The sequence below is a fragment of the Mucilaginibacter ginsenosidivorax genome (assembly GCF_007971525.1).
GTDB classification, from domain to species: domain Bacteria; phylum Bacteroidota; class Bacteroidia; order Sphingobacteriales; family Sphingobacteriaceae; genus Mucilaginibacter; species Mucilaginibacter ginsenosidivorax.
On sequence record NZ_CP042437.1, the window covers coordinates 7,395,715 to 7,421,985 of the forward strand.

Consider the following 26,271-nt stretch of genomic DNA (forward strand, 5'->3'; position numbering starts at 1 on the left):
TCGCAATGACTGTGAATAAGTAATAAACTTTTATCTTTGGCTATGCCTAAAATTACGCCACCTGTCCCCGGAAAATACATCGACCCTTTAGTTGACTTTGCATTTAAAAAAATATTTGGCAGCGAACCTAATAAAGACTTGTTAATTTCCTTTTTGAATGAGGTGTTCAGGGGACGCAAGCATATTATTAACTTAGTCTACAATAAGAATGAACATCCGGGCGATTTAAAAGATGAAGGCTCAGCTATATTTGACCTGCTTTGTACTGGTGATAAGGGGGAACGTTTTTTAATTGAGGTACAAAGGGCAAAACAGGGATATTTTACGGAAAGGGTTTTGTTTTATACTTCGCGTTTAATCAGCGACCAGGCCCCAAAAGGTAGACGAAGTGACTGGGGCTATAACATCACCGAAGTATATTTGATTGCCTTACTTGAAGATTTTACATTAGAAAACAGTCACGCCGATGCATACCTGTATGATATTTGCCTCTGCAACAGGGAAACCGGCGAAATATTTTATGATAAACTGGGTTATACATTTATAGAATTAAGTAAATTTGTAAAAGCGGATAACGATTTAGACACGGATTTAGACAAATGGCTGTATTTTTTAAAGAACATGCCAAAAATGGATAGACTACCGGTTTATTTACGGAAGCCAATATTTGAAAAATTGTTCAGTATTGCAGAATATACAAACTTGACAAAGGAGGAGAAAACGATGTATGATAGCAGCTTAAAACATAAGTGGGATAATAAAAATATATTAGCCTACGCTGTTCAAGAAGCCCGTGAAGAGGAAAAAGTTAAAGTAATTAAAAACCTTATCGTCCAGTTAGGTTTATCTGACGAGCAAACCGCAGGTGTTGCTGAAGTATCTGTAGACCTGGTTAAAAAGATCAGAGCAGATTTAAGTAAAAAAATATAACGGAAGATATTTTCAATATATAATAACCTAAACCCGATACTTGACATTTTTTTGCCAGGTACAGCCATGGAAGAATTTAAATCAGTGTGTTGCAAATCCAAATGACATATCGAAAGATGCGCCATTTGTGTTTATTTCCATTCACTACTACACCATCTCCCGGCTTCGCTTCATTTCTTCGGCCATTTTTATGCCTTGTTTTCTGATTTGTTCTGTGCGCACGTAGCGTTTATCGGCGCCTAAATTGGGCTTGGTAATAAAATCATAAAACATCCGGGTCCAGGAATGGGTGGAATCCAGGTGCTGGTAAAACTCTTTGGTAATTTTATAATACTTAGGCAAATAACGGCCCGGTATGTTCATAATATCGTGGTGCTCGTTATGGTAGCCTACGTTAAAGCAAACCCAGTTAAGCCAGCCATAGTATGAATTGGTTTCCTGTCCTTCTTCAAATATAAAATGCTCGCGAATGAAATGCCCGGCTGCCGGGTGCAGGCTGAACCCCCACAAGGTAGATAGGAAGAGGTAGATGATGGCAATTTTCCCTAAAAACACAAAAATCAACGCATCGGTGATAATCAGCGTAATGATGTTGGCCCATTCCCATTTGGTTGGTTTGGTATCAAATCCCCTCACTAAAAACAAAAAGAATATGTAAAAAAACAGCCAGATAAATTTACGGATGCCCGACTTACCCACCATTTTCACTTCCCAATGGCTGGGGAAATCATTATCAACATCCTCAATACCCAGGTGGGAGTGGTGCTTCATATGGTGTGTACGAAAAGCTATAGCCCCCGGCACCAAAACCGGGATATTGGCAAATATGGCCAACGCCTTATTTTGCGCAGGCGTTTTCAGCATCAGGTTATGCGCCATTTCGTGCACCGCCATAGCCGACCAATGGTTCATGGTACCGCCTACCACGTATGACAGCAGGATAATTTGCCACCAATACGTCCCAAACGATGGGAACCAGACACTTACACCCCAGGCAAAACTAATTTGCCCTGCTACAATAAAAAAAGTAAGCACTGCTGCCCAGGGATCATACCCCATTAATTGTTTTACCTCCGGGTGTTTCTTTAATACTTCTATCCGACGTAAAAAATGAATATCCGGCGTTTCAATTGGCTCAAAAGGAGTATCGGTTTTCATATTGATGTGTTTTAGGATTATCACTAAATAACATAATCCATTTTACATTACTCCCGGTAGTTGTACGGTATTTAACTGCGTAGAAATACTTAATTGTTAACAAAAACACTACGCTTAATCCGCAATACACATTCAATTAATATGCAAGGCGCTTTAGGTTAATAATACTTATCGGGGCAATTTTCCGTTCTAACTGGCAGTTAAGGACAAATGCAGCGTGCTAAACAAATTGTCATTTAATTCCTTTTTTTAATAATGCCATACGTGTATTAAAGCCATGTGGCGAATATTTTTTTATGTTTACCGAAAAATCAAAACCAACTATGAAGTTTTTAAAAGCCCCTTTATTTTTATCGCTTATTGCTTTAGTGGCCATTACTTTTCCGGCTTGTAAAGCCAAGAAATTAGCCGAAAAACCTGCTCCTGTTGAAACTGAGAAAATGTACGCGCCTGCACCCAAGCCCACACCGCCGCCTGCTGCTACTCCTGCGCCCACACCGCCACCAGCACCTGCAAAACCAAATTATAATTTTACTAATATCCAATTTGAATTTAATTCGGCAGTGTTAAAAACCGCCTCATACCAGGCGCTTGACCAGGCCGTTATCGAAATGAAAAAAGATGCCTCTGTAAAGTTTGTTTTAAATGGCAACTCGTCTGCAGAAGGTACCGACGAACGCAATATGGAATTATCAATCCAACGCGCCAACTCGGTTAAAACATACCTGGTAAACAGCGGCATTAGTGCGGATAACCTGGCGGTTAAAGGCTACGGCGAAAGCAAACCTATTGCCGATAACTCAACCGAAGAAGGCCGTGTTTTGAACCGCAGGGTGGAAATTAAACTTGTGCAATAGTTCTGAGGTCTGGGATCAGGGGCTGTGGTCGGCGGACTGAATGAGAAATAATATTTCGGACTCTGCTCTCCGGCCACAGAATAGACTTAACACAACGGGCAACCATTACCCGCCCTATGCCGTAATGATGAAGTACTAAAAGACTTTGTCATTACGGCATTTTGAAACACATTTTTAACGGAATACTCAGGCTGCTTAGCGTAAACGAAAAAAACAGGTTGTACAGGCTCATCCTGCTCGATCTGTTTATCAGCGTGCTTGATATTGCTTTTTTAGGCGCATTGCTTATCATCATAGGGCTTTACAGCTCGGGCACCCCTGTTCAACATCATTTTTTACAGCTTAGCTGGCTTAAGCAACAATCTATACTACCAATCAGTTTATTTATGTTGCTGTATTGCGGCAAAAACTGGCTGGGCTACCTCATTACCCGGTTTCAGCATCATTTTTTTTACGGGGTAGCATCGCGATTATCGAAAAGGAATATTCTTCATTATCTGAAGGATGAGTATATCAAATTTGTCAATGTCGATTCATCTGTACACATCCGCCAGGTTAGCCAGCAACCTATCGAATTTAGCCATTACATCCTCAATAATGTACAGCAAATTATATCGCAAAGCCTGCTCATTTTATTTACTATCGGAGCTATATTAATTTACCAGCCATTGCTGTTTTTTTTATTACTGCTGGTGTTGTTACCACCCATAGTTATCCTGGCTTATTTTATCAAACGGAAATCAAAACAGGTGCGCGAGCAAACAAAAATTGCGAGCGAAAAAAGTATTCAGTATTTACAGGAATCGTTAGCCGGGTTTATAGAAAGTAACATTTACAACAAGCACACATTCCTGGCCGATAGGTACGCCGGTTACCAGCAGCAGCTTAATAACAATATCGCAACGCAACAAACCCTGCAGGGGCTGCCGGCAAGATTGGTAGAGATTTTTGCTATTTTTGGTTTTTTTATCCTTGTGCTGGTAAATAAATGGGCTGTACGCGGAGCCGTGGTTGATGTGCTTACCATTGGCGTTTTTATTACCGCTGCTTACAAAATTATCCCCGGTATTATTAAAATCCTGAACAGTATAGGGCAAATAAAAACCTATGAATTTACGCTGAATGATTTACTTGCTGTAAAAGAACCAGGCGCGTTGCCAAAAGCGGGTATGCTTAATATTGCCGAACCCATCAGTTCTATCCGATTTCACAATGTTTATTTTAGTTACGCAGAGCAACCAGTGGTATCCGGCATTAGCTTCGATGTTTTCGCGGGCGATTTTGTTGGCTTATCGGCAGCTTCCGGGAGTGGCAAAACAACCATCATTAATTTATTGCTTGGTTTTTTAACGCCTCAATCGGGTTATATTTATATAGATGGTAAACAAGCAGATACACATAAAAGACAGCAGTACTGGAATAAAATAGCTTATGTAAAACAACAAAACTATTTTATTCACGATACCATCCTCAAAAATATAACCCTTACTGATGATCAGGAATATGATACCGCAAAACTGGATGAGGCCATATCCTTTTGCGGACTTGCCCCTTTGTTATCCGGCTATCCGGAAGGCATCAATAAAACAGTGCGCGAAAACGGCAAAAACCTGAGCGGCGGACAAAGGCAGCGCATAGCCCTGGCAAGAGCGTTATACCACGACTTTGATGTGCTGATTATGGACGAGCCGTTTGGCGAAATGGATCAGCCGGCCGAAGAGGCTATCCTTATCCAGCTAAAGCAGTTAACCGCCCAGGGTAAGATCATATTTTTTATAACACACAACATGGCAAGCCTGGGCTATTGCAATAAAATAATCCCCTTAATAAATGAGTAAGCCTGCAGCATTGGTCATATTAACCCCGGGCTTCCCCGCAAACGGTAACGATACCACTTGTTTACCGCCTATGCAGCTTTTTGTAAAAGCTTTAAAACAACACAATCCACTATTACATATCATCGTAATTAGCTTTCAATACCCTTTTAAGGCTTCAAGGTATTACTGGCATGGGGTTGAGGTTATTGCGGTTGCGGGTAAGGGGAAGGGGCAGCTTTTCAGGCTGATAACATGGCGGCGGGTATGGCAAACCTTAACAGAGCTGAATGCCGGGTACAAACTTGTGGGCTTGCTAAGCTTTTGGATGGGGGAGTGCGCCTTTATTGGCAACCGCTTCGCAAAAAAATACGGTTTACCACATTATCCGTGGCTGCTTGGGCAGGATGCAAAAGCAGGTAATGAGTATGTAAACAGGATAAAACCCAATGGAGAATCGGTAATAGCGATATCGGATTTTTTGGCGAAGGAATTCAGAATAAACTATGGTATTCAGCCGGCGCATGTTATCCCCACTGGTATTGATGTTACGCTTTTTGGTGCCGGGGTGGTCGACCGGGATATCGACATTATGGGTGCAGGCTCGCTCATCCCGCTTAAACAATATGACCTTTTTGTAAATATTATCAAAAACCTTGTTGCAGAATTCCCGCAGCTAAAAACAGTAATATGTGGTAAAGGCCCGGAGATGGAAAAATTGAGAAAACAAATAAACAGGCTTGGGCTTGAAAATAACATCGAATTAAAAGGTGAATTACCGCACCCGGAGGTGTTGGCAATGATGCAGCGATCTAAAATATTTTTGCATACATCGGCTTATGAGGGTTATAGTACTGTTTTAAGCGAGGCCTTATATGCAGGCTGCCAGGTGGTGAGCCTGGTTAACGGAATGAATGTAAGGCCCGCACAACACCACGTTCCTGGCAATGCCGAAGACCTGCCTGTTATTATCAAAGCGCTCTTGAACGATAAGCAACTGAAGCATGAGCCCGTGCTGATATACACCACCGAAGAGATAGCGGCCCGCGTTACCGGCTTATTTATGGATTAACCGATGGCAAATATCAACCAAATCGTCGGCTATGGTTTTAAAGCTTAGTTTTTTGTTGAAATGATTTAAAACAGCTGCCGAAAGTTTTTTCCAGTCTGTGCCCTCAAGCGCATTAAGAATTTGACCCAAAGCATCGGCATCACCTGCGGGATATAAAAAACCATATTGACCGTTGACGGTGATTTTTTGATACGATGGAATGCTGGTAACAATAGGGATACAACCACAGGCCATAGCCTCCAATAACGCATAGCCGCTTCCTTCTTTATGGCTGCCCGATATATAAAAATCTGCTGCGCTAAACCAATAAGGCAAATCGTTATTTGCGACTTCGCCTACTAAAATAACGGCATCCCGTAGTTGGGCGGAAGATGTTATCAGCTCTTCTATATCGCTTAAAAGTGCTTCACTTTGGTAAATCATGTACAATTTTGCACCCGGGTTTGCAGGCAGGTAATCCCGGAAACCTTTTAAAACGGTTAAAGGGTCTTTGTTTTTATTTAGGTGGCTCACCCAAATAAAATTTGCATCGCCGGTAATCCTGGTGCGCTTTTTAGCAAGCTCTTTATCAATAGGTTTAAAGGCTGTAGAAGCCTCTAATAACTCAAATATCCGGGCATCGGGCTTAATAATGCCTTTTTGTTTCCAGGCATCCGCATTCCCGGCCGAGGTAAAAAGGAAAGCGTCAGTCATATTACAGCCCATTTTTTGCAGGCGGCCTTTTAAGCCACCTGAAGGTAGTTCGCCATGATGCTGTATGATCAGCTTAAACTTTTTGCCGCAAAACAATCTTAAAAACATTACCTGTAACGGGAATACCAGACCTTGTACCATCACGATATCGGGCTTCAGTTTCTTTATGAAGCGATGCGTTTTTATGGTTATCGACCAGAACCTGTTTTTGCCTTTAAAAAAATAATAGGGCACTCCATCCATCACCACATGTTGTTCAAAGGTAGAGTGCTTTACAAAAGTAAAATCAAGCTTATTGTTAAGGTAGGGAGCAAAGGCCAGCGCCGGGCCGTGTTTTTCTGCTACGTCCTGTGGCCGGGTATAGTTTAGGTGTGAATAGTAAACAAGATCAACCAGTTTTATCAATTTTAGATAATTTGATGTTGTATAAAGGTAACCGGGAAAACAACACCCGGCAAGTACGATTGAATGGAGGTCATTAACTCCCCGATATTTCCTTCAACATATTTATAGGCTCCATCCAATTTTATCAAACTAAAGGATTTTCCCTTTAAGCTACCTGCTAATGTAACGAACAGGGCCTGGTCGAACAGCCGGATGTTTCCCCTGTGAATGACCATTTGGATATGCGCCGGCCGGGTGGCAAAAAAAGCGTCATTATAGTCATTGCCACTGCTGGCTTTCGCGATAACCATGTCGGCGTATTTGCCGGCAATAACTTCGCCGGTATTCATATTCCAGGTTTTTGCGGCAGTTTTGTTGAGCGATTGGTACAGTTCCTGGTCGCTTAGCATACCAGTATTACGTGCCATGTTGATGTGGTCCCATATATTCCAACTGCCGGTAAGGGTAGAGTCGGTTCCAAAAAGAATATCGGCGAACGGTTTTAGTTTATGAATATCGGCTGTTTTGTTTAACAGGTAAAAGTTCGACTGGGGGCACCATACTAAAGCCTTAAAATAGGGGGCCTGTTGCTTGCTCATGGCTACCGCGTGTATGCCAACCAAGGGGCGGCCAAATTTATTCCAACTAATCAGTTCATCTATTTCGCGGGAGGCCAGTTTATCTGATCCTTCACCTGTATGGATAACTACAGGTAATTTGCGTTTTAATGGATTATTGAGCTTTAATTTCCAGAGCTTTTCAAACGATGCGGAATGCAGGTCTTGTTTTTCCTCAAAAATATTCAACAGGGCATTATCAATGTTCAACCGCTCACCGTGGTTTACCACAGTTGTAACGCCGCACAATAAGTTTTTGTATATCCCCCAAAGTATCCGCAGATGGCGGGGCACGTTAAGCACTGCTGCAATTTCTTTTTTAAACCCCCGGTGAATATTTGCTCCCCATTCGGTATAGTTATTATAAATCTGGTTGCCAAGCTGCGGGAAGAGGTTAAAATCAAGGTGATCGTGCGAATTGATAAGGCCGGGGAAAATGATGGAGTCTTCAAAATAAAGCGATAACTGATCATCTGCGTTTATGGCCAATAAACTTATGGTATCGATCTTGTCGCCTTCAATTTTAATATCAACTGTTTGGCCGCCGTCGGCAGTTACCACATTCCCCAGTATCATTAGTCTCTTTTTAAATGAATACCATAAATAACCGGGAAGCCCAGGTATTTTTCGTAAACATGCAGGGCGTTGGCGTCTGCGTAAAACAGCTTCATGGTTTCATCAATTTTAATTTCCTGCTGTGTTATCAGTTTAAAACCATTGCTTATAAGCGCCTCCTTAATGGTAAAAATAGGGTGTATATAATTACGTACCGCCATTAACCTATTACCGTGTTTAAAGGTACGCTTGCCGCCAGATGCCAGTGTATGCGGATGGAAATCGGTGATAATGATCTCGCCGCCGGCTTTAAGCAAACGGCTCCAGGCGTGCATAGCCTCGTCTATATCTTCAATATGGGCAACGGTTAGTGTTGAAACTATAATATCGAAAGAAGCGTCGGCAACATCCGAAAACAAGTTATTGGTAATTTTTCGTATATACGCGTCAGGATATTTATCCTTCAGTTTTTTTAACATCCCGGCAGATACATCAAAACCGGTTAACGCCGCCGGTTTTTTATTAAATATGGCGGGCCATTGCCTGCCGGTGCCACAGCCTATATCGGCTACCAGTTTGCCGTTCAACTCCAGGCCTTCCAGCAAGCCTTTAAAAAGTATCCCGTCAAGGTGCAGCATGAGGTTGCCGGGCTGCATATCGTAGTCAGAAGCCCACAAATCGTAGGCCTCTACCACGCTTTTTTCGGTTACCGGGGGTGTTATTTTGCTTTTTATATAGTTTTTAACAGTTGCCAGCATTGTGCGCCTTTTTATAACATAACGGCCCGGCGAACCTTAGGGTTGCCCCGTGCTTTTTATTTTGTCGCAGGCAACCTCTGCTATTTTGCCACCGTAATGTATTATGAATAGTTTAATGTTGATCTGGGTTGGCGACGGCGGAAATAACATCCGCCGCCGCCATTAATTGCCAATAACACATGAATAAGATCTTACTTTATAACCCTAAAAGCGCTTTTTATAAGCACCGCATTCCTAATTCTATTTTAAATATTGCCGCATCTGTTGAGGGCAAGTACGATTGGGTAATTGTTGATGGTAATTGCGAAACAGATCCGCTAAGTAAAATAGAAAGTTATTTAAAAACAGGCGAGTTTGGTTACCTGGGATTTACAGTGATGCCTGGCCCGCAATTAAGGCAAGCTATTCCGCTATCAAAAATCATCAAAGAACGATATCCCTATACCACCATGATTTGGGGAGGATATTTTCCGTCCAGTCAGCCCAAGGCGGTATTGAATTCGGGCTTTGTAGATTTTATCATCAACGGCCCCGGCGACAAAGCATTTCCCCGCTTGATTGACGCTTTGGAAAACCACGAACCTTATGAGTTTATTAAAAACCTGATTTATAAAGCCGACGGTAAAATTACCAAAACCATTAAAGAAGACTTACTTGACCAGGATTCGCTGCCGCCATTACCCTACGATAAACTGGGTACTTTTTACCCGATAGAAAAATATTTGGGCAAAACCTATTTAGGACAACGAACTATGGCCTACCATTCCAGTATTGGCTGTCCGTTTACCTGTTCATTTTGTGCCGTGGTGCCTATATATGAAGCGCGCTGGAAAGCTAAATCGGCAAAGCAGGTTTACAAAGATGTTAAATACATCAAGGATAAATGGGGCGCTGATGCCATTGAATTTCATGATAATAATTTTTTTGTATCAGAGAAACGGACCGTTGAATTTGCCAAATTAATAGAACCCGAAAATATGTCGTGGTGGGGAATGGCGCGTATTGATACCATGGATAAATTCAGCGATGCCTCATTAGAGCAAATACGCCGTGGCGGATGCAAAATTATATTTTTTGGTGCCGAAAGCGGGAGTAACGAGGTTTTGGAACAACTGGATAAAGGGGGCACACAAACCGGCGACCAGATTATCCGGTTTGCGGAACGATTGAAGAAATTTGATATTATTCCCGAATATTCCTTTGTGCTGGGTACACCGGCACCCACGCCAGAGAAAGTGCAGGCGCAGATTGATTTTGAAATTGACTTTATCAAGAAAGTTAAAACAGTAAACCCGCGCACCGAGATCGTTTTATATACTTACACCCCCGTACCTACCGAGGGTTCTGAATTGTATAAGCAGGTTTTAGACCAGGGCTTTCAGTACCCTCAAAGTCTGGAAGATTGGATGAGCCCCGCATGGGAAAGTTTCGACCTGCGCAAAAACCCACTTACCCCGTGGCTAAAACCCCAAATGGTTGATAAGATACGCAACTTTGAAACAGTGCTAAACGGCGTGTACCCAACCGTGACTGATATCAGGTTAAATGACTTAAAGCGGAAGTCGATCAAATTCATTTCCAACTTACGGTACAAAGCCAACCTGTATAAATACCCTTACGAAATAAAATTACTACAGCGGTTTTGGAAATACCGCCAACCTGAAATATCCGGATTTTAAATGGTTAATAATTTGTCGAAGCTTAACATAAACGATATTGTCCCTAATGTAGCCACAATTGCCCCTGAAGCGTTTGAGGCCATGTATATTGCCGTGCGCGATAAAGAAGGCAGGCTATATACAAACAAACAAGTAGCGCGCCTGCCGGAAATTGATTCTGGTCATCAGTACTACAAGGAATGGAAAATGAGAAAGCATTCGGCCGACCGGTTAATTTCTTTCTTAAAAAAACAACGGCGCTCATTGGATATCCTCGAGGTTGGCTGCGGTAACGGCTGGCTTTCGGCCAAACTTGCGGGTATCCCTAAAGCCAAAATAACCGGGATTGATCCTAACGGTATTGAAATTGAGCAGGCAAACAGGGTGTTCAAAAAAAAGAACCTTAAATTTATCCACGGCCCTTTTAACAGTACTTCCTTTCCCGAAGGAACTCAATTTGATGTCATCATATTTGCTGCCTCTATCCAATACTTCCCCTGCATTAAGGACGTTATGGCCGACGCATTCCGTTTGCTTACTTCCGCCGGGCGTGTTCACGTACTCGACACCCATTTCTATCATTCCGGTGAGGTTGAAATTGCAGCAGAAAGGAGCAAGGATTATTTTACATCTATCGGTTTTCCGGAGATGGCGCAGTACTATTTTCATCATCCACTGAAACAGGTGATGGGCCTTAAACACAAGGTGATGTTTAATCCCACCTCGTTTTTGAATAAAATCATCAAAAGAAACATTTTTTACTGGATAAAAATTAAACCCTGACCAATGACCGGGCAAAACGTATTACATACTTTTAAGCGCTACCGTACCCTGCAAACGCACAGGGTAACGGCCTTGCCTATTGTAATATTAATGCCCCACAGCGCCTGTAACTGCCGTTGCGTAATGTGCGATATCTGGAAGGATAATAAAAACCTGAAGCAACTGACCGAAGCTGATATTACCGGATTATTAGCATCATTGAAATCATTGGGCACAACCCAGGTGCTGATGTCAGGAGGCGAAGCTTTGTTGAACACTAACTTTTTTACCTTGTGCCGGATTTTAAAGGATGCAGGCATCAGCGTGGTGTTATTGACTACCGGTTTATCTATAAAAAATAATGCCGGCGATATTCTGAAATACGTTAGCGAGGTAATTGTCTCTATTGACGGCGACGAGCCGCTGCATGATGCCATCCGTAACGTACCAAATGCCTTTAAAAAGCTGAAAGAAGGAGTGGAGTACATCAAAAAACTCAACCCTGCTTACCGGATAACCGGGCGAACTGTGATACACCGGTTAAATTACCGCAACTGGGCCAATATTATTGCCGAAGCCAAAAAGATGGGCCTTAACCAGGTAAGTTTTTTACCTGCTGATGTAAGCAGTCATGCATTTAACCGCCAGCAAGCCTGGGCAGAGCCTAAACAAAACGAGATACTGGTATCGGAAAAGGAATTACCGGAGCTTTGCGAAGTGATCAGTTACCTGTTTGAAGAATTTGACAAAGAGTTTCACAACGGTTTTATTGCCGAAAGCAAAGAGAAGATACAGGATATCTACCATTATTATGCGGCTTTTTATGGTTTAAATGAATTTCCGTTTAAAAAATGCAATGCACCATGGGTATCAACCGTAGTCGAAGCCGATGGAACGGTTAGGCCTTGTTTCTTTTTGGAGCCGATGGGCAACATCAGGGATTCATCGCTCCAGGTAATTTTAAATAGCCCCGACGCAATCGCGTTCCGCAAATCATTAAATACGTCAACGCATCCAACCTGTTTAAAATGTGTTTGCTCACTTAACCTGTCGCCATTAACCCGTCTATCTTAATTTTATGGAGCAGTTAAATAATATATTGTTCACTCATTCCTACTTTTTACGATTCGATCCCAAGCAATGGGCAACAGGGCAGCCTTATGCGCCGCTGGGTACATTATATGCTGCAGCTAATATGCGGATGCATGGTTATAACGTATCGTTTTTTGATAACATGTTTTCGCACTCTGCACATGATGTTATACCCGCCATAGCTCAAAATAAACCGGGCTTTTTTGTAATTTATGACGATGGGTTTAACTATCTCACCAAAATGTGCCTCACCAATATGCGCGAGGCTGCGTTTAAAATGTGCAAGCTGGCCAAAGAGTATGGCTGCACTGTAATTGTATCCAGTTCCGACTCTACAGACCGGTATAAGGAGTATTTAAACGAAGGTGCTGATTTTGTAATTATCGGCGAAGCCGAGCAAACGTTACTGGAACTTACCAATACCATCAAGGGCGGAGTTGAGGGCGTTGAACAAATACAAGGACTTGCCTATATCAAAAACGGCCTGCCTTTTAAAACTATTGCAAGGCCGGTGCTCAAAGACCTCGATACTTTGCCACTGCCCGCCTGGGATTTGGTGGATATTACCCCTTACCGCGAAAGCTGGCTTAAACATGCAGGATATTTTTCCATGAACGTTGGCACAACCCGTGGCTGCCCTTTTAAATGCAACTGGTGTGCTAAACCCATTTACGGAAACCGTTATAACTCCCGCAGCCCCGAAAACGTGATTGCCGAGCTTAAGCTTTTGAAAACCATGTTCAACATGGACCATATTTGGTTTTGCGACGACATTTTTGGATTAAAACCCGGTTGGGTAAAACAGTTTGCCCAATTGGTAAAAACGGAGGGGCTGCAGTTCAGGTACAAACTCCAGTCGCGGGCGGATTTGTTGCTGGATGATGAAGATGTAGCGGCACTGGCCGCATCCGGCTGCGAAAATGTATGGATAGGCGCCGAGAGTGGTTCACAAAAGATACTGGACGCGATGGATAAAGGCACCACCATTGAACAGATAGCCACAGCCACACAACTGATGAAAAAGCATGGCATTAAACCATCCTTCTTTATCCAGTTTGGTTATCCCGGCGAAACAAAAGATGATATCGCGCTTACCATCAACATGATCAACCACTTGTTGCCTTATGAAATCGGGATATCCGTATCGTACCCTTTACCTGGCACCCTATTTTATGAAAAAGTAAAGGCCGACCTGCGCCAAAAAACAAACTGGACAGACTCTGACGAGATGGCGCTGATGTTTAGCAACACATTTAGCGCAGCATACTATAAACAACTACACCGCTATGTGCATCAAAACTATCATGCCCACCTGGCTAAAAACAGTCTGGTAAAACTCCTGAAAAACCCTTTTCAACCCAGTTTGAAACGTATCAGGAAGGCCGCATCGTTTATTTATCATGCACCGGCAACCCTAATAGAAAGTATTAAGCTTCAAAAACTGGAGAAAGCACTATGAGCGAAATCAGCCTTGCAAATAATGAAGCTAACGCATCAGATGCCTTTACCCGGCAGTCTGCAGTATTTGATGAAATTTACTCCGGCAATACCATCATCAATTACAAAAGGGCCAGGGTAAGGGAACATGTACTTCAATATTTAAAGCCGGCAGGCAGCATACTTGAATTGAACAGCGGTACAGGGGAGGATACCCTGTTTTTTGCCCAACAGGGGTATCACGTTCACGCTACAGATATATCAACTGGGATGCAACATGAATTAAGGCAAAAAGCTATGCCTTATAAAGATAATGTAAGCACCGAAATTTGCTCATTTACCCAATTGGATCAGCTAAAACAAAGAGGCCCGTATGACCATATATTTTCCAACTTCGGCGGCTTGAATTGTACCGGCGAGCTGGAAAAGGTTTTGTTAGCATTTGATAGTCTTTTAAAACCCGGCGGTAAGGTAACTTTAGTTATTATATCGCCATTTTGCCTGTGGGAAACATTGCTTGTTTTTAAAGGACGGTTTAAAACGGCATTCAGGCGTTTTTTTAGTAACAAAGGTAGATCGGCCCATATCGAAGGCGCTTACTTTAAGTGTTTTTATTATAAGCCATCATTCATTATCAATACCTTACAAAATTCATTTAAGGTATTAGGCGTTGAGGGTCTGTGTACTATAGTACCGCCATCATACATAGAGGGCTTTGCCGAAAAGCATCCCAAAGCTTATGATTTTTTCAGGAACAAAGAAGACCGGCTAAAAAGCACCTGGCCCTGGAAGTATATCGGCGATTACTTTATCATTTCGCTGGAGAAAAAATAGTACACACGGATTTGAATGGATTTATGCGAATTTCACGAATTTACGTCATTTTAATGTTAACCTTGTTAAAATACAAGATATTAATTATCAGATAGTTATATACCATCATCTCTGAAATGTGTTAAGTTATGTTAACCTACTTTAAATGCGTTTGCCCCGCCTGCACAATTAGGCCCTAAACCTGAGAATTAACTATTTACGTTAGCGTTCATTGTCTATAACATCTATTCGGGTAGCCCGGGACCCATCCATGTAATTGGCGAAATTCGAAAAAATACGTGCGCATTCGTGTGTCTAAATTGGCGTTTATTCTACCTTTGCGGCCATATTATACGCCCATGTTAAAAAAAATCCTTCCCGGTTTATTGTTTAGTATTCTTTGGGCAACCGGTTCTGTCGCTGTAAAATTCGGAATTCGCTCGGCAGATGCATTGATATTGGCCAGCATCCGGTTTATTGCCACAGGCTTCATATTCGGACCCTTTTTTGGCCTGGTAAGAAAAGAACGTTTCTGGCCGTTAAAAAATGAATGGAAAAGCATCGTCATTTACGGCTTTTTATGTACTACCTTAACATTGGGCTCATTCTTTGCCGCCCAGCGATACGCATCGGCTGGCATCAGTATGTTGTTTATAGCGGTTGCTCCCTTACTAATCGCCTTATTTTCGTCAATAATTGTTAAACGGAAACTTACCCGGTTTGAAGTTATTGGAATGCTGATAGCATTTACCGGCCTGGTGCTGGCTTCGGCAGCGGCTTTGCCTAATGCCAGCATAAAACCGCTGGGCATTATATTGCTGCTTATTTACATTTTTGCCTATGCATCAAGCAGTGTTTATTTCTCAACCTTAAGTATCAGCTTACCTAATGTATCGTTCAATATCTGGCAGGTATTTGTTGGTGGCATAATTTTGTTGCCGTTTTGCCCGCTATTTGGGCAACAGCATGTACACCACATTAACGTCAACCTGTTTTTATCCCTTTTTTGGCTAATTGTGGTACTCTCATTTATCGCCAACCAATTGTGGCTATACCTTGTTGGGCAGGATGCCGTTACTGCCGGTACTTGGCTTTACCTTACGCCTGTATTTGGATACGGTTTTGGTTACCTTTTACTTGGTGAACAAATATCGGTTTATGCAATTGCCGGAACAATTTTGGTAGTGACCGGGCTTGTGGTATCTAAAATAAAGGCTGTACAGCAGGTTTCAGAGTAATTGTATAGTATATCAATTGGCTACGCTATGATGGTCTTCGGCAAGCAATTGGGTTACTTTATTTTGAAAGCGCTTAATCAGGTTTGATTGAAAATTTCCCGGATCTGGTTTTGCGCAATGCTTTTCGGCAACTATGGCCAATAAAATGCCATGGTCGTTAAGTTTTTGCTGCCTGGTTTTCTCATTCCACCTGCGCGATGTGATATTCATGAAACCATCGTCTAATAAATCGCCCAGTTTATTATTAAGTAAAAATTCAACCAGGCTTTTTAACCAATTCTTTTTAAGTGATTTAGCCGTTGATACCCGCATAATATGATTAGGCAGGTATTTACGTGTCCAGGCGTTGGCTGCAAAAAAATCAGCAAAGGTAGTATCGCCCTGGATAGGTATAAGTGTAACAACTTCTGTAGCGGTGTAGATATTTTTTTCGGCTATTTCAAGTGCTTGTTCATCTACATAATAGTTCATGCAAAAGCAATGTTGTTTGTTCACCAGGAAGGTTAGCTTCTTAAAAAAATGCATCAGCGTACGCGCTATCCAAAGGCGGTTTGGCGCGGTAATGATAAAAAGGTCGATATCTGATTGGTCGTCGGCATAATTTTTAGATAGCGAGCCCGAAATAGCGATACCCCGCACATAAGGGAAATTAATAAGCAAGCTACCAACCTTGCGTGCTGTACTAATCATTTCAATAGCCTTTTGGTTGCCTTTATTGCGGCGCTGTGCCAGGTATTGATCATTTTTTAAACAGTAAAACTTATCAAAACGATACACCATCCGGGTTTCAATCAGGCAGGTCATGGCATCGTCAAACGTTTTGCGCTCAAATTTCACCGGCAAAAACAAGCATACCTCTTCGCGGGTGAGCGGATAGTTAAATGCGTCAAAATAGGCCAGCGTAGTTAATATGTTCTTTTTAATTTCTGACACGGTATTGAAGCTTGGTTGATTAAAAACGGACCTGATCTGCATATTTATAGTATTAAGTCGTAAGTTCTGAGTCTTGAGCCTAAACTCGCCTATACCAGATTATAGTTTAGGACCTTCGACTAAGAACTATCCGCCATTTCACAGGCGGCACAACATTAGTATGACGTAATCGCTAAACTGTTGGTTGCCACTTCATCTAAATATTCGGGGCTTTTATTCCTGACGATCTCTGTGGGCTTCTCTTCACCGCCAGAAAACAACAGGAATGCAAAAAACAAACTGTAAAACATAACACCTTTATCGGCATCCAACACATTTTCTGAAAGTGAAACAATGGTAATCAGCAGCATAAAACTGATAAATACCACATCTTTTTTTTGGATGGCTATTTTAAAACCATACCCAAGTGTTACCAAATAAACAAGCAGCCCCCAAATGCCCGATTTTACCAGGAAGCTGAGGTATTGGTTATGCGAATTCAAATTGGCTAAAAAAGAGTCGTACATTTTAGCCTTAAAAAATTCTTCGTGTAACAACGGCTGCTCAGCACCGGAGCCATAACCAATTAAAGGCTTCTGTTTAATAAGTTTGGCTACCACGTGCCAGCGGGCCAGGCGCGAGTCGGAACTTTCGCCCGGTTTGAATGCCGAAAAATCATCTGTCAAGCTGGTTAGATAGCGTTCTTTGAACGAAGGTTCATTTAAAACTATTATAAAAGCCAACCCGGATATAGCAATGCCGCCCATTATAAACTTCAGCCTGTTTTTACCGTTGAGCAGGCAATAGGGCAGCACCAGGTTAATAACTATAAACAAAACTGCCAGTATTGATTTTGAGCTTAGCTGGATAAGCCCGCATAACAAAATGAGGCTGCAAACACCGTAAATTAATTTAACAGGTAATGGCAGCGGTTTAAACAATAATGTTAACAGGTACACCAATGCTACAACCAGCTGTAAGGAAAAAAAAGTGGCATGTATATCAAGTGGCTCCGAGAAATTGTGATTGGTAAATGCCGGCGAAAAAATTGTTTTAAACGGCAAATGATAATATTTAATAGTAATGAGGGCATCAACATACAGATAGATGATGGTTGCCGTACAAACTAAACCAAAGGCCAATAAAAGATTAGCCCTGTATTTTTTTATATCGAGGTTATTAAGCAGCAGAATTACCGGAAAAACCAATACCGGTAAACGCAACACCCATTCGTTAAAAGCTTGGGCGGGGTACCGGGAGTAAACCGTGGCAATAAGCGTAACAAAAAAAACAGACTGCAGTAATGCGGTTTTTAATGTAAAAACAGCCCTTAGCTTATCCTTTCGCAAATGGATAAGCGTATGCACAATAAAACTAATAAGTATAATATGGCTGTAAAACCGGTCAAACGGCAGGCTCGCCATCAGCAACATGATATGATAGTAACTTACCTTATTAACGTTACTATCGTTTATCAGCAATAATTGCTTCATAGTTTTTATGTTTATAGCTTTCGATGATAAACTCCTCGTATTGGTCAATTACCCGTTCCCAGTTAAACTGGTATTGAATTTTATACAGGTTATTCATTACCATATTTTTTTCAGGCGCCTTACGCTGTACATTCTCAACCAGGTGGGTAACTTCGGCGGCGTTTGAAAAGTAAAATGCATCTGTATTTAATACCGATTTATTAAAAGGGTTATTATGCGCAGCTATCAGGGCTTCACTGGCCATGGCCTCCAACAGCGATGGATTGGTGCCGCCAACGCTATGCCCGTGAAAATAGAGGTAAGAGTTATTTTGTAACGACCGTACTTTAGGTGTATCAAAAATGGCACCTTTAAATTGTATGCGCTCATCGTTGGCAAATTTATTGGTGATGAACTTGCCAAAACGATTGCCGGTATCGCCCAAAACTTTAAATTTTTTCCCCGAATTGCTCTGGTTGAAACCCTCCAGGATGGCTTCAATATTATTTTCGGGCTCCATGCGCGCCATCAGCAAAAAATAGTCCTCTTTAAGCGCTTCGTTCACGTCATATTGCTCGCGCTCAAAATCAGTAAAAATATCTGCCCCATAGGGAATATATTTACTATTGATGTTATACTTATCCTTCAGGTACGCCTTTATCACCCTTGAATCGGCAACATAGTAGTCGCTGTGTTTAACTGCCAGCTTTTCGGCATATTTCAAAAATTGCTGTACCGGTTTAGCATACTTAGTCCGCTTCCACTCCATGCCGTCCATATTGGTAATAATGGTACTGTTTTTAGGGTAAAGCTGCCCCCAAACCGAACTGCTGGTATACCCCATGAGCATTACCACGTCAAAATTTCGTTTGCGGGCGTCTAACAGGCAGTTCATATCATAAATAAACTGGCCGGCGGTACCAACCAGGTACTCAGGATCGTAGCAGTGCCTTATTTCCACACCGTTCCAGCTATCCTGCTGATAAGGGTGATTATGCGAATTATAAACAGTTACCGAGTGGCCCCGCTTTACCAGGCCGGCCGATACATATTCTGAAATATGTTCAAACCCGCCGTAATAATTCGGTACACCCCTTATCCCTAATATGGCTATGCGTAGTTTCATGTTATAATACAGATTGATATGCTTTTAAAGTTTGAGTTGCAGCCTGGTTCCAGGTGTATTTTTGTAAAATTTTATCGCGTAAACATTCGTTTACAGGAGCCAGGCTGGCCTTTTCAACGGCGGCCAAAATGCTTTGCCGTATTGCCGGGTCGCAATAAAATGCGTCGCCGGCAAAATATTCCCTTACATCGCCTTTGTCGCTTATTACCACGCTGCAACCCATCAGGGCAGCTTCTATCGAGCTAAGGCCAGTGGTTTCAAACCAACTTGGCAATACATGTACCTTGGCCCGCTCATAATATTTTACCAGTTCGTATTGCGGTAACTGATCAATAAATGTGATGTTATCTGCAGCCGTTTTACGACATTCCCGGTAATAAGCGGCCTGGTTGGGAGCATGGGTGCCAATAAGCAACAACCGGTAAGGCGTGTTATTTAGCGCTTTTATCAGGTTCAGCTGGTTTTTAATACCTTCTATCCTGGCAACACAAATTACCAGTTTATCATCTTTTGTAACCGATGCATTATATTTAAACAAATGCTGGTCGGTGCCGTTTGGTACTACCATATGCTTTACTTCGCCCGGGTAATTGTTTAATACCCGTTGATACTCCGACCTGGAGTTGGGCAATATCATAGCTGTGCGGCTTAAAATATCCAATATGCTTTTGCGTTGTCCTTTCCAGGTGTAGGCTAAGCTGGCCAGCTCGTCGCGGCCAAGCAGGTACCGGACCATGGTTTTAACGTATTCTACACCATCTGCCGGCAGATATTTGAAAAGTCTGCCCAAACCTTTGCGATAATGCTGATCATATTCACTGTAATTGCACAGTATTGTTGATATTACAAATGGTTTTTCGGCCTTGCGGCTGTGGTATAAAATATCGGCGGGGCGGGTGAGGTTAAAAAAGTGCAGCAAATCGTAATTGCTATAATTAATGCGCTCGTTTGCCAGCTTTATTTCGGTTGTAATGCCCATAAAAGTAAGATGGCGCGCAGTTTGTACCACCTGTACGGTATCGCCGCCAGGCACGGCATATAGGGTTGACCGGGTGACGAATGCAACTTTCATATTGCGGCACCTCCTGATACCAATTTATGCAGCCAGTTAATTACTCGTTCCGGAAGGTAGCTTACAATATATAGCAGGTAATTATCTAACCTTAAAGGCGAGATGCTGATAGCCCTGGCCACGTGAACGCGGGCCTTTTGCGGCTGAAAATTATTAATCAGCAATTTTTTACCGCAAATGGCATAATAAGAACCATGTTTTATTTTTGCTGAATATTGTTTTTCGCCTATTTCTGCCAGTAAACTGCCTTCCCGTTTGCTTATTACGCGGCTTTTAAGCGTGGCGTATTTAATATCCCTGAATTTACGTGGTCTCCATTTTTCGTCAATAGTGATCGATTCGGGGTTTAATCTTACTTTAATTAAAGGCTGGGCAAGGTTACAGGCCTTTTGATCTTTTAAAATATTAACCCATAAAAAATGATCTTCAAAAGTATAGGCATGCTCATTGTAGCCGCCCTTGCTAATCACCATATCTTTTTTGTAAAAAACACAGGAGTGAATGAACGGGCAAACCGAATATTTTAACTGCTGAATCTCGTTGTTATCAAAAGCAGGGGGCTTATGGGTAAACAAAAAGTGCCCCTCCATATCAATATAATCAGCGGCCGACCCGATTACGCTGTACTCCGGATTGGCTATCATAAAATCATATTGTAATTGCAGCCGCTCGGGGTAACAAATATCATCGGCGTCAAAGCGCGCTATATAAGGGGCGCGGGCATATTTCAACCCGTTATTGAGTGCACCGGCAATACCTTTGTTATCCTGATAAATTACCACAATCCGTGGGTCGTCAAACGAACGGACAACGTCAACGGTATCGTCTGTGGAGCCATCATTTATTATAAGTAATTCAAAATCGGTAAAAGTTTGTTCCAGTACCGATGTTATAGCATCGCCGATATATTTGCCCGCATTGTAGGCAGGCATCAGTACCGTTATTTGTGGGATGCTAAAATTCATTTGCCAAAGGTTTAGGTGATTGGGATTCCTTGATGTTTAGCAACAGCAACAGTTCAAAAAACACGATAACCGAAAGCTGTTCAAACCAGTATTCGATAAAAAACGCGGCAAGCATTAACAGCAAAAGGGGCAGGCCGTAGGTTAAAGCTTTATAATGCCTGGCAAAAAAACCAAGGTAGTAAACGGCAAATATGATTAAACCAATAAGACCATATTCGGCCAACAACTGGTCATAAACCGAAAACGGGCTATTGGTTAACGAATGGAAGCCCGCCCTTTTGCTGAAATAGTTGAGATACAAGTCGAGATGATTTACCATAAAATCATGACCGATATAGGTAAACTTATGCGGATAGCCGCCCGCAAACCCAAGCCCGGTGGCCCTAAAAGCCAGCTTCGATGAAAAATTGCCGATACCCGTGCCGGTTATTATTTTATTAATATGGTGATGCAAAAAGCTGGTTGTTTGTAAAAAGCCAATAAGCTTGCCGGGCCTATCCTGCCTGGGCGCTACAATTTCCTGCCCCGCAACCGGTAATGCCGCCTTGTGTTCATCAATAAACTGCACCAGTTGTTTTTGCTCGGGAGGGGTTTGGGTACTGCTTTGATAAGGTGCCGAATTGATATCCGGGCCCTTAATGGCTATCCGGCCACCTTCGGTTTCGTAAGGTTTGCTTTGTGGCTTTATTATCACAGTTTTTTGGGGATGGGTTGCCTTATAAATACTATCCCTGAAAATGATGGCCTGCTTTTGACGGCGTTCATCAAAGCTTAATACATTATCCGGCCTTCCGTTAACGGGTACATTTGCCCACACCGAGGGCTTGGGCGGGCTGGGATCTTTATGCAGCAAGATGGAAATTGCATTAGCTGTATATTGGTTATTTTGAGGCGAAATTTTCGCCATAAACACACCTAAAAAAACCAGGCAAATTACAATCAGGCTTTTTTGATAACGATCTGTTTTGAAAACAAATAGCAGTAAAAAAACAAGAACTATAACAATATTGATAAAATTACTCCCCGTGAACAAAAGCGTAGCCATGCACACAAAAAGCATAATGGCGTTTTTGCGCGTTAAAAAGTAAATTACGCCAAAAGCATTCAGCATAGCATTGGTTGTGGAGGTATCAAAAGTTACTCCCCTTATGTAATCGCCGGTGTTTAAAAAATACTTTTGCAGCTGGCCCTGGTAGGTGTAAGGGTTTATAGTGTGGGTCTCTAAAAATATGGCGACCAGGTTGCCAGCCGAGAATAATGCATTGATAACAAAAAAAATAAAGATGGTTTGATGTATTACGGCAGGTTGGTTTTGCTCAACAGCCAGCTTTACCTGGTGAATGGCAAGGATGCATAATATCCAAAACCCTATGCCGGCCAATAACATAACGGTATAGTTAAGTTGTGTATAATTTTTGCCGATAAACCAGTTAATAACCGCTATAGCTATTACCAATGGATAAAACAGGGGCAACCGGGAGTTTTTGAAACGAAAACCGAATTTGAAATTAAATTGCAGGAGTGTGAACAGCAGGATAACCGGAATTTTGATGCCGATTTTTACATTTAAAAACAAAAGCAAAAATGCCAGTAGCTTCCAATCCACTTTTTGCTTTAATTTATTGATATAAAAGATTGCTTTGTTAACCAACATTATCCTGAGGCATTTAAAGTCATTACGACCTGAAAACCGCATTGGTTGCCTGTGTAAAACAAGAAGATGTCTTATTTTACCAGTTTAGCAGCCTGGTTATACCTGGTTTGTCGCCCCGCTTTAACTGCATGGTAATTAATAGCGACAAGCCATAAAACGCTACCGCGGTAGTTGTGGCCAGCCATGTGTTTTGGAACAAGGATTTGGCTGTAAGGCCGCTAAAAAAGGCGCATGATGTACATATGACGAGTGTATAAAAAGATCCTTTAAGTCCCGATTTGTGATTGGCGAGATAGAAAACAGCCTGCACCAGACAGGCCAATAAAAAGGCAAGTGCCGCTCCTTCGTTTTTATAAAAAGGGATTAATACCAGGTCGCCAACTACGTTTACAGCAAAAGTGACCAGGAATGATTGAAAGATCATTTTTAACCTGTTTTGCGCAAAAAAAATAGTCCACAAAAAGTTATTCAGATACATAAAGGGCAAACAAAGCGAGAGGATAAAAATGGTGGTTATATTAACCGCGCCATACCTGCCATGCGTTAGTTTGTCAACTACAGGGTTCCAGCACATGTTTAAAATCAAAGCAGTAAATGCGGCTATGACAAGTTCTATTCTGATGATTAATTTAAAATCGAACTGCCTATGGTGACCCGTTTTAAATAATTTAGTAAAACGGGGAAGAATTAAAGGAGCGATAGCCAACAATGGGAGGGTAGAGATTTCAAATATTTTGTAAGCAAAGCTATACTCGGCCAAACTAACTGCCGATACCATAAACCCAATAAACAGCCAATCAAACCTTGCCAGGGCCGATGTAATTAATACTACCCCAACCTGTGGTATTGATTGGCGCAGTAAGGCAACATACGGTAACTTTCTCCAAGCCGGAAGTACCGGCACCCTCACATAACGCTTGAAAAGGTAAAAGGATACCGCTAATTCAAGTACATCGCCACCAATAAATGCCCATATTATTGTGCCGATGCTTACTTGATGCAAAAGAGCCAAAACAAGCAGACCGGTGCCCCTTGTCACGTTAGATACGACCAACATACAAGCCAGTGATTTAAACTGCTCCATGCCGCTTGAAACCTGTTTTAGAGGCGTAGAGAAGAAGATCATGAGCTTGCCCAGGCCCAGGAGCAGTATCAGCCGGTATACTTCGTTATCGTGTATAAAAAACGCCCGGCCTAATAACAGGATACCATAAAACAGGCCGCCTGTAAACAATACATGGAAAGCATAAAGCGACAAAACAGTTTGGGCATCATCGCCGTGTGCTACTTTTTTAATAATTACCTGATCGATACCAAAAGAAAGGATGTTGAATACAGATAGCAGCACGGCTAAGGCAAGATTAACCTGGCCAAAGCTGTTTTTATCCAAATTTACAGATAATACATAAAAAATAACCACGCCAAACAACTGGTTGATGACAAGCTGCAATGTATTTGCCGAAAGATCAATTACCAGTTTTTTTTTCATGAACAATGCTGTGGTTTATTCAACACGTGCATGGGGATTAAGTTTATATGCCACCGCAGGTACGTCATGCTGGTATATCGGCTTATCCCTTAGGCTTTGTGTAGCTTTACTAAGGTAATAATATTTTAGCCAGGTATTTTTAAATACCGTCCGCGAGATGATGAAGCCTTCTTTGCCATCCAAAAAGCCCAATAAAAACAGGTAGGTTTTCACAAAATGAAATACCGGCGCCAGGTAAAGCTTTACCACGCTCGCTTTTTTTCCGGCTTTCAGATACTTTATGGCGCTTAATTGAGCGTAGTGTATTGTCTTCTTCTCATATTCCGCACGGTTTTTTACTGAATAGTGGTGCAGGTTGCCCTCCAGTTTTTTTATGATAACATTTTGCGGCAGTTGCAGCGTTTCATGTACCGGCGTTTCGTTCCATTTAACATGCTGCCTGTTGAACAGGCGGATATGATGATCTCGACCCCAGTTACCAAAGCGGATAAGCTTTTTGCCAAAATATGTTTTAAAGGCTATATCGTAAACAGTTTTATCATTATCCCGGGCCATTCCCTTTATTGAGTCAATGAGGGCCTGGTCGGGTATCTCATCGCCATCAACGCTTAATATCCAGTTATATCGCGCCAGTTGAATGCCTTTATTTTTGTTGGCGCCATAGCCAATCCATGCTTTTTGAAATACTTTACAGCCATATGCGTTAGCTATCGTCACGGTTTGGTCGGTACTGTTATTGTCAATCACAATAATGTCGTCGCTGATCTGTTTCAGCAGCGGTATACTTTTAACAAGGGTACCAGCCTCGTTTTTGGTAATGATCACAACAGAAATTGGATTCATGTTATAGTAGTGTTAGCCGGTGTCTTTCGCTTCAATTGATACAAGAAGCAACGGGCATCTATTAACTATATCGTTATTTTAGGCGAGAGGGTTGCCCAGGTACCAAAAACTTATTTTCAAAAGCGGGCGCCGGCCTCATTTTAAAGCATTAATTTTATACGAATACATTTTACCACATGAAAACAGGAATAAGAGCAATAGTTACAGGCGCAACAGGAATGGTAGGCGAGGGGCTTATGCACCAATGTTTACAAAGCCCGGATGTTGACCAGGTTTTAGTGATTAACCGGAAAGCGTCGGAAGTGTCGCATCCCAAATTAAAGGAGATCATTCATGCCGATTTTTTTGATCTCTCGCCAATCAGCAATCAGCTTGCCGGTTATAACGCATGCTTTTTTTGCCTGGGTGTTACTTCCGTTGGTAAAAAGGCAGACGAATATTATAAGCTTACGTATACACTCACCATGCATGTAGCCCAAATATTGGCAAAACAGGATCCGGAAATGACTTTTTGCTATGTATCGGGCGCGGGCACAGATACTAATGAAAAAGGCAACGGCTGGGCCGCGGTAAAAGGTAAAACAGAAAACGACCTGATGAAACTGCCCTTTAAACAGGTTTACGCATTTAGGCCAGGGTTTATAAAACCAATAAAGGGACTGAAAAATGCCCACAGTTTTTATAAATATATCAACTGGTTGTTCCCGGTTGGTCGTGCCCTTTACCCGGCCGGGTTTTGTACTTTAGAGGAATTGGCTGCCGCCATGATAAACGTAGTTGATCACCCATACCCCAAAAAAGTGATAGAAGGAAAGGATATTATAGCGCTGGCTAATAGCGCAAAGGTATCTAAATAGATAAAGGAGTGAGCTTATAGCATCGGGAAGATATAAGCATTAA

23 protein-coding genes are annotated in these 26,271 nt (G+C 42.0%); 11 read left to right on the top strand and 12 right to left on the bottom strand.

The window, feature by feature from the left end:
- Positions 1-42: 42 nt before the first annotated feature.
- Complete coding sequence (locus tag FSB76_RS30355) at positions 43-930, top strand: Rpn family recombination-promoting nuclease/putative transposase (RefSeq protein ID WP_147060221.1); 888 nt, start codon at positions 43-45, stop codon at positions 928-930.
- 147 nt (positions 931-1,077) lie between these two features.
- Here FSB76_RS30355 and FSB76_RS30360 read toward each other — a convergent pair whose 3' ends face one another.
- On the bottom strand, positions 1,078-2,088 hold the full coding sequence (locus FSB76_RS30360; RefSeq protein WP_147060224.1) for a fatty acid desaturase: 1,011 nt from the start codon (positions 2,086-2,088) through the stop codon (positions 1,078-1,080).
- A gap of 323 nt (positions 2,089-2,411) precedes the next feature.
- Here FSB76_RS30360 and FSB76_RS30365 point away from each other — a divergent pair, with 323 nt between their 5' ends.
- From FSB76_RS30365 to FSB76_RS30375, 3 genes are all read left to right on the top strand, one after another.
- A complete protein-coding gene (locus FSB76_RS30365) occupies positions 2,412-2,945 on the top strand; it encodes an OmpA family protein (RefSeq protein WP_147060226.1) in 534 nt (177 codons plus the stop codon).
- A 161-nt stretch (positions 2,946-3,106) separates the two neighbouring features.
- On the top strand, positions 3,107-4,783 hold the full coding sequence (locus FSB76_RS30370) for an ATP-binding cassette domain-containing protein (protein ID WP_147060228.1): 1,677 nt from the start codon (positions 3,107-3,109) through the stop codon (positions 4,781-4,783).
- Positions 4,776-5,831 (top strand): glycosyltransferase family 4 protein, encoded by a 1,056-nt coding sequence (locus tag FSB76_RS30375; protein ID WP_147060230.1) that lies wholly within the window; start codon positions 4,776-4,778, stop codon positions 5,829-5,831. Before FSB76_RS30370 ends, FSB76_RS30375 begins: the two co-directional genes overlap by 8 nt.
- Here the strand turns inward: FSB76_RS30375 and FSB76_RS30380 are convergent.
- Genes FSB76_RS30380 through FSB76_RS30390 form a run of 3 tightly spaced genes read right to left on the bottom strand, consistent with a single transcriptional unit; the run spans position 5,817 to position 8,838 of the window.
- The gene (locus FSB76_RS30380; RefSeq protein ID WP_147060232.1) at positions 5,817-6,929 is read right to left on the bottom strand and encodes a glycosyltransferase family 4 protein; all 1,113 of its coding nucleotides are present in this window, start codon (positions 6,927-6,929) and stop codon (positions 5,817-5,819) included. The two genes, FSB76_RS30375 and FSB76_RS30380, sit on opposite strands and share 15 nt — an antisense overlap.
- A 2-nt stretch (positions 6,930-6,931) precedes the next feature.
- Complete coding sequence (locus tag FSB76_RS30385) at positions 6,932-8,101, bottom strand: amidohydrolase family protein (RefSeq protein ID WP_147060234.1); 1,170 nt, start codon at positions 8,099-8,101, stop codon at positions 6,932-6,934.
- Entirely contained in the window at positions 8,101-8,838 is a 738-nt protein-coding gene (locus FSB76_RS30390; RefSeq protein ID WP_147060236.1) for a class I SAM-dependent methyltransferase, read from the bottom strand. The genes FSB76_RS30385 and FSB76_RS30390 overlap by 1 nt, the downstream gene beginning before the upstream one ends.
- Positions 8,839-9,017: 179 nt before the next feature.
- On the opposite strand from FSB76_RS30390, the gene FSB76_RS30395 reads away from it, so the two are divergent.
- The 6 genes from FSB76_RS30395 to FSB76_RS30420 all read left to right on the top strand — a co-directional run bounded on the left by FSB76_RS30395 (position 9,018) and on the right by FSB76_RS30420 (position 15,838).
- Positions 9,018-10,517 carry a B12-binding domain-containing radical SAM protein gene (locus tag FSB76_RS30395; protein ID WP_147060238.1) on the top strand — a complete coding sequence of 500 codons (1,500 nt, stop codon included), beginning with the start codon at positions 9,018-9,020 and terminating at the stop codon, positions 10,515-10,517.
- Positions 10,518-10,529: 12 nt separating this feature from the next.
- Positions 10,530-11,279: a class I SAM-dependent methyltransferase gene (locus FSB76_RS30400; RefSeq protein ID WP_158643016.1), complete on the top strand. Its 750-nt coding sequence runs from the start codon at positions 10,530-10,532 to the stop codon at positions 11,277-11,279.
- Between the two features lie 3 nt (positions 11,280-11,282).
- Positions 11,283-12,332: a radical SAM protein gene (locus tag FSB76_RS30405; protein ID WP_147060242.1), complete on the top strand. Its 1,050-nt coding sequence runs from the start codon at positions 11,283-11,285 to the stop codon at positions 12,330-12,332.
- Positions 12,333-12,336: 4 nt separating this feature from the next.
- The gene (locus FSB76_RS30410) at positions 12,337-13,809 is read left to right on the top strand and encodes a B12-binding domain-containing radical SAM protein (RefSeq protein WP_147060244.1); all 1,473 of its coding nucleotides are present in this window, start codon (positions 12,337-12,339) and stop codon (positions 13,807-13,809) included.
- Positions 13,806-14,621 carry a class I SAM-dependent methyltransferase gene (locus FSB76_RS30415; protein ID WP_147060246.1) on the top strand — a complete coding sequence of 272 codons (816 nt, stop codon included), beginning with the start codon at positions 13,806-13,808 and terminating at the stop codon, positions 14,619-14,621. Before FSB76_RS30410 ends, FSB76_RS30415 begins: the two co-directional genes overlap by 4 nt.
- Positions 14,622-14,959: 338 nt before the next feature.
- Entirely contained in the window at positions 14,960-15,838 is an 879-nt protein-coding gene (locus FSB76_RS30420; protein WP_147060248.1) for a DMT family transporter, read from the top strand.
- A gap of 12 nt (positions 15,839-15,850) precedes the next feature.
- Here FSB76_RS30420 and FSB76_RS30425 read toward each other — a convergent pair whose 3' ends face one another.
- From FSB76_RS30425 to FSB76_RS30460, 8 genes are all read right to left on the bottom strand, one after another.
- Positions 15,851-16,813 carry a hypothetical protein gene (locus FSB76_RS30425; protein WP_147060250.1) on the bottom strand — a complete coding sequence of 321 codons (963 nt, stop codon included), beginning with the start codon at positions 16,811-16,813 and terminating at the stop codon, positions 15,851-15,853.
- A 113-nt stretch (positions 16,814-16,926) separates the two neighbouring features.
- Positions 16,927-18,243 carry an O-antigen ligase family protein gene (locus FSB76_RS32590; RefSeq protein ID WP_147060252.1) on the bottom strand — a complete coding sequence of 439 codons (1,317 nt, stop codon included), beginning with the start codon at positions 18,241-18,243 and terminating at the stop codon, positions 16,927-16,929.
- Complete coding sequence (locus FSB76_RS30435) at positions 18,215-19,348, bottom strand: DUF1972 domain-containing protein (RefSeq protein ID WP_147060254.1); 1,134 nt, start codon at positions 19,346-19,348, stop codon at positions 18,215-18,217. The genes FSB76_RS32590 and FSB76_RS30435 overlap by 29 nt, the downstream gene beginning before the upstream one ends.
- A 1-nt stretch (position 19,349) precedes the next feature.
- Positions 19,350-20,420 carry a glycosyltransferase family 4 protein gene (locus FSB76_RS30440; protein ID WP_147060257.1) on the bottom strand — a complete coding sequence of 357 codons (1,071 nt, stop codon included), beginning with the start codon at positions 20,418-20,420 and terminating at the stop codon, positions 19,350-19,352.
- Positions 20,417-21,385, bottom strand: a complete 969-nt coding sequence (locus FSB76_RS30445; protein ID WP_147060259.1) for a glycosyltransferase family 2 protein — start codon at positions 21,383-21,385, stop codon at positions 20,417-20,419. The genes FSB76_RS30440 and FSB76_RS30445 overlap by 4 nt, the downstream gene beginning before the upstream one ends.
- Positions 21,375-23,039 (bottom strand): hypothetical protein, encoded by a 1,665-nt coding sequence (locus FSB76_RS30450; protein WP_147060261.1) that lies wholly within the window; start codon positions 23,037-23,039, stop codon positions 21,375-21,377. Before FSB76_RS30450 ends, FSB76_RS30445 begins: the two co-directional genes overlap by 11 nt.
- Before the next feature lie 76 nt (positions 23,040-23,115).
- Positions 23,116-24,528 carry an oligosaccharide flippase family protein gene (locus FSB76_RS30455; protein WP_147060263.1) on the bottom strand — a complete coding sequence of 471 codons (1,413 nt, stop codon included), beginning with the start codon at positions 24,526-24,528 and terminating at the stop codon, positions 23,116-23,118.
- A 15-nt stretch (positions 24,529-24,543) separates the two neighbouring features.
- The gene (locus FSB76_RS30460) at positions 24,544-25,371 is read right to left on the bottom strand and encodes a glycosyltransferase family 2 protein (RefSeq protein ID WP_147060265.1); all 828 of its coding nucleotides are present in this window, start codon (positions 25,369-25,371) and stop codon (positions 24,544-24,546) included.
- Positions 25,372-25,547: 176 nt separating this feature from the next.
- On the opposite strand from FSB76_RS30460, the gene FSB76_RS30465 reads away from it, so the two are divergent.
- Positions 25,548-26,228, top strand: a complete 681-nt coding sequence (locus tag FSB76_RS30465) for an NAD-dependent epimerase/dehydratase family protein (protein WP_147060267.1) — start codon at positions 25,548-25,550, stop codon at positions 26,226-26,228.
- Positions 26,229-26,271 lie beyond the last annotated feature (43 nt).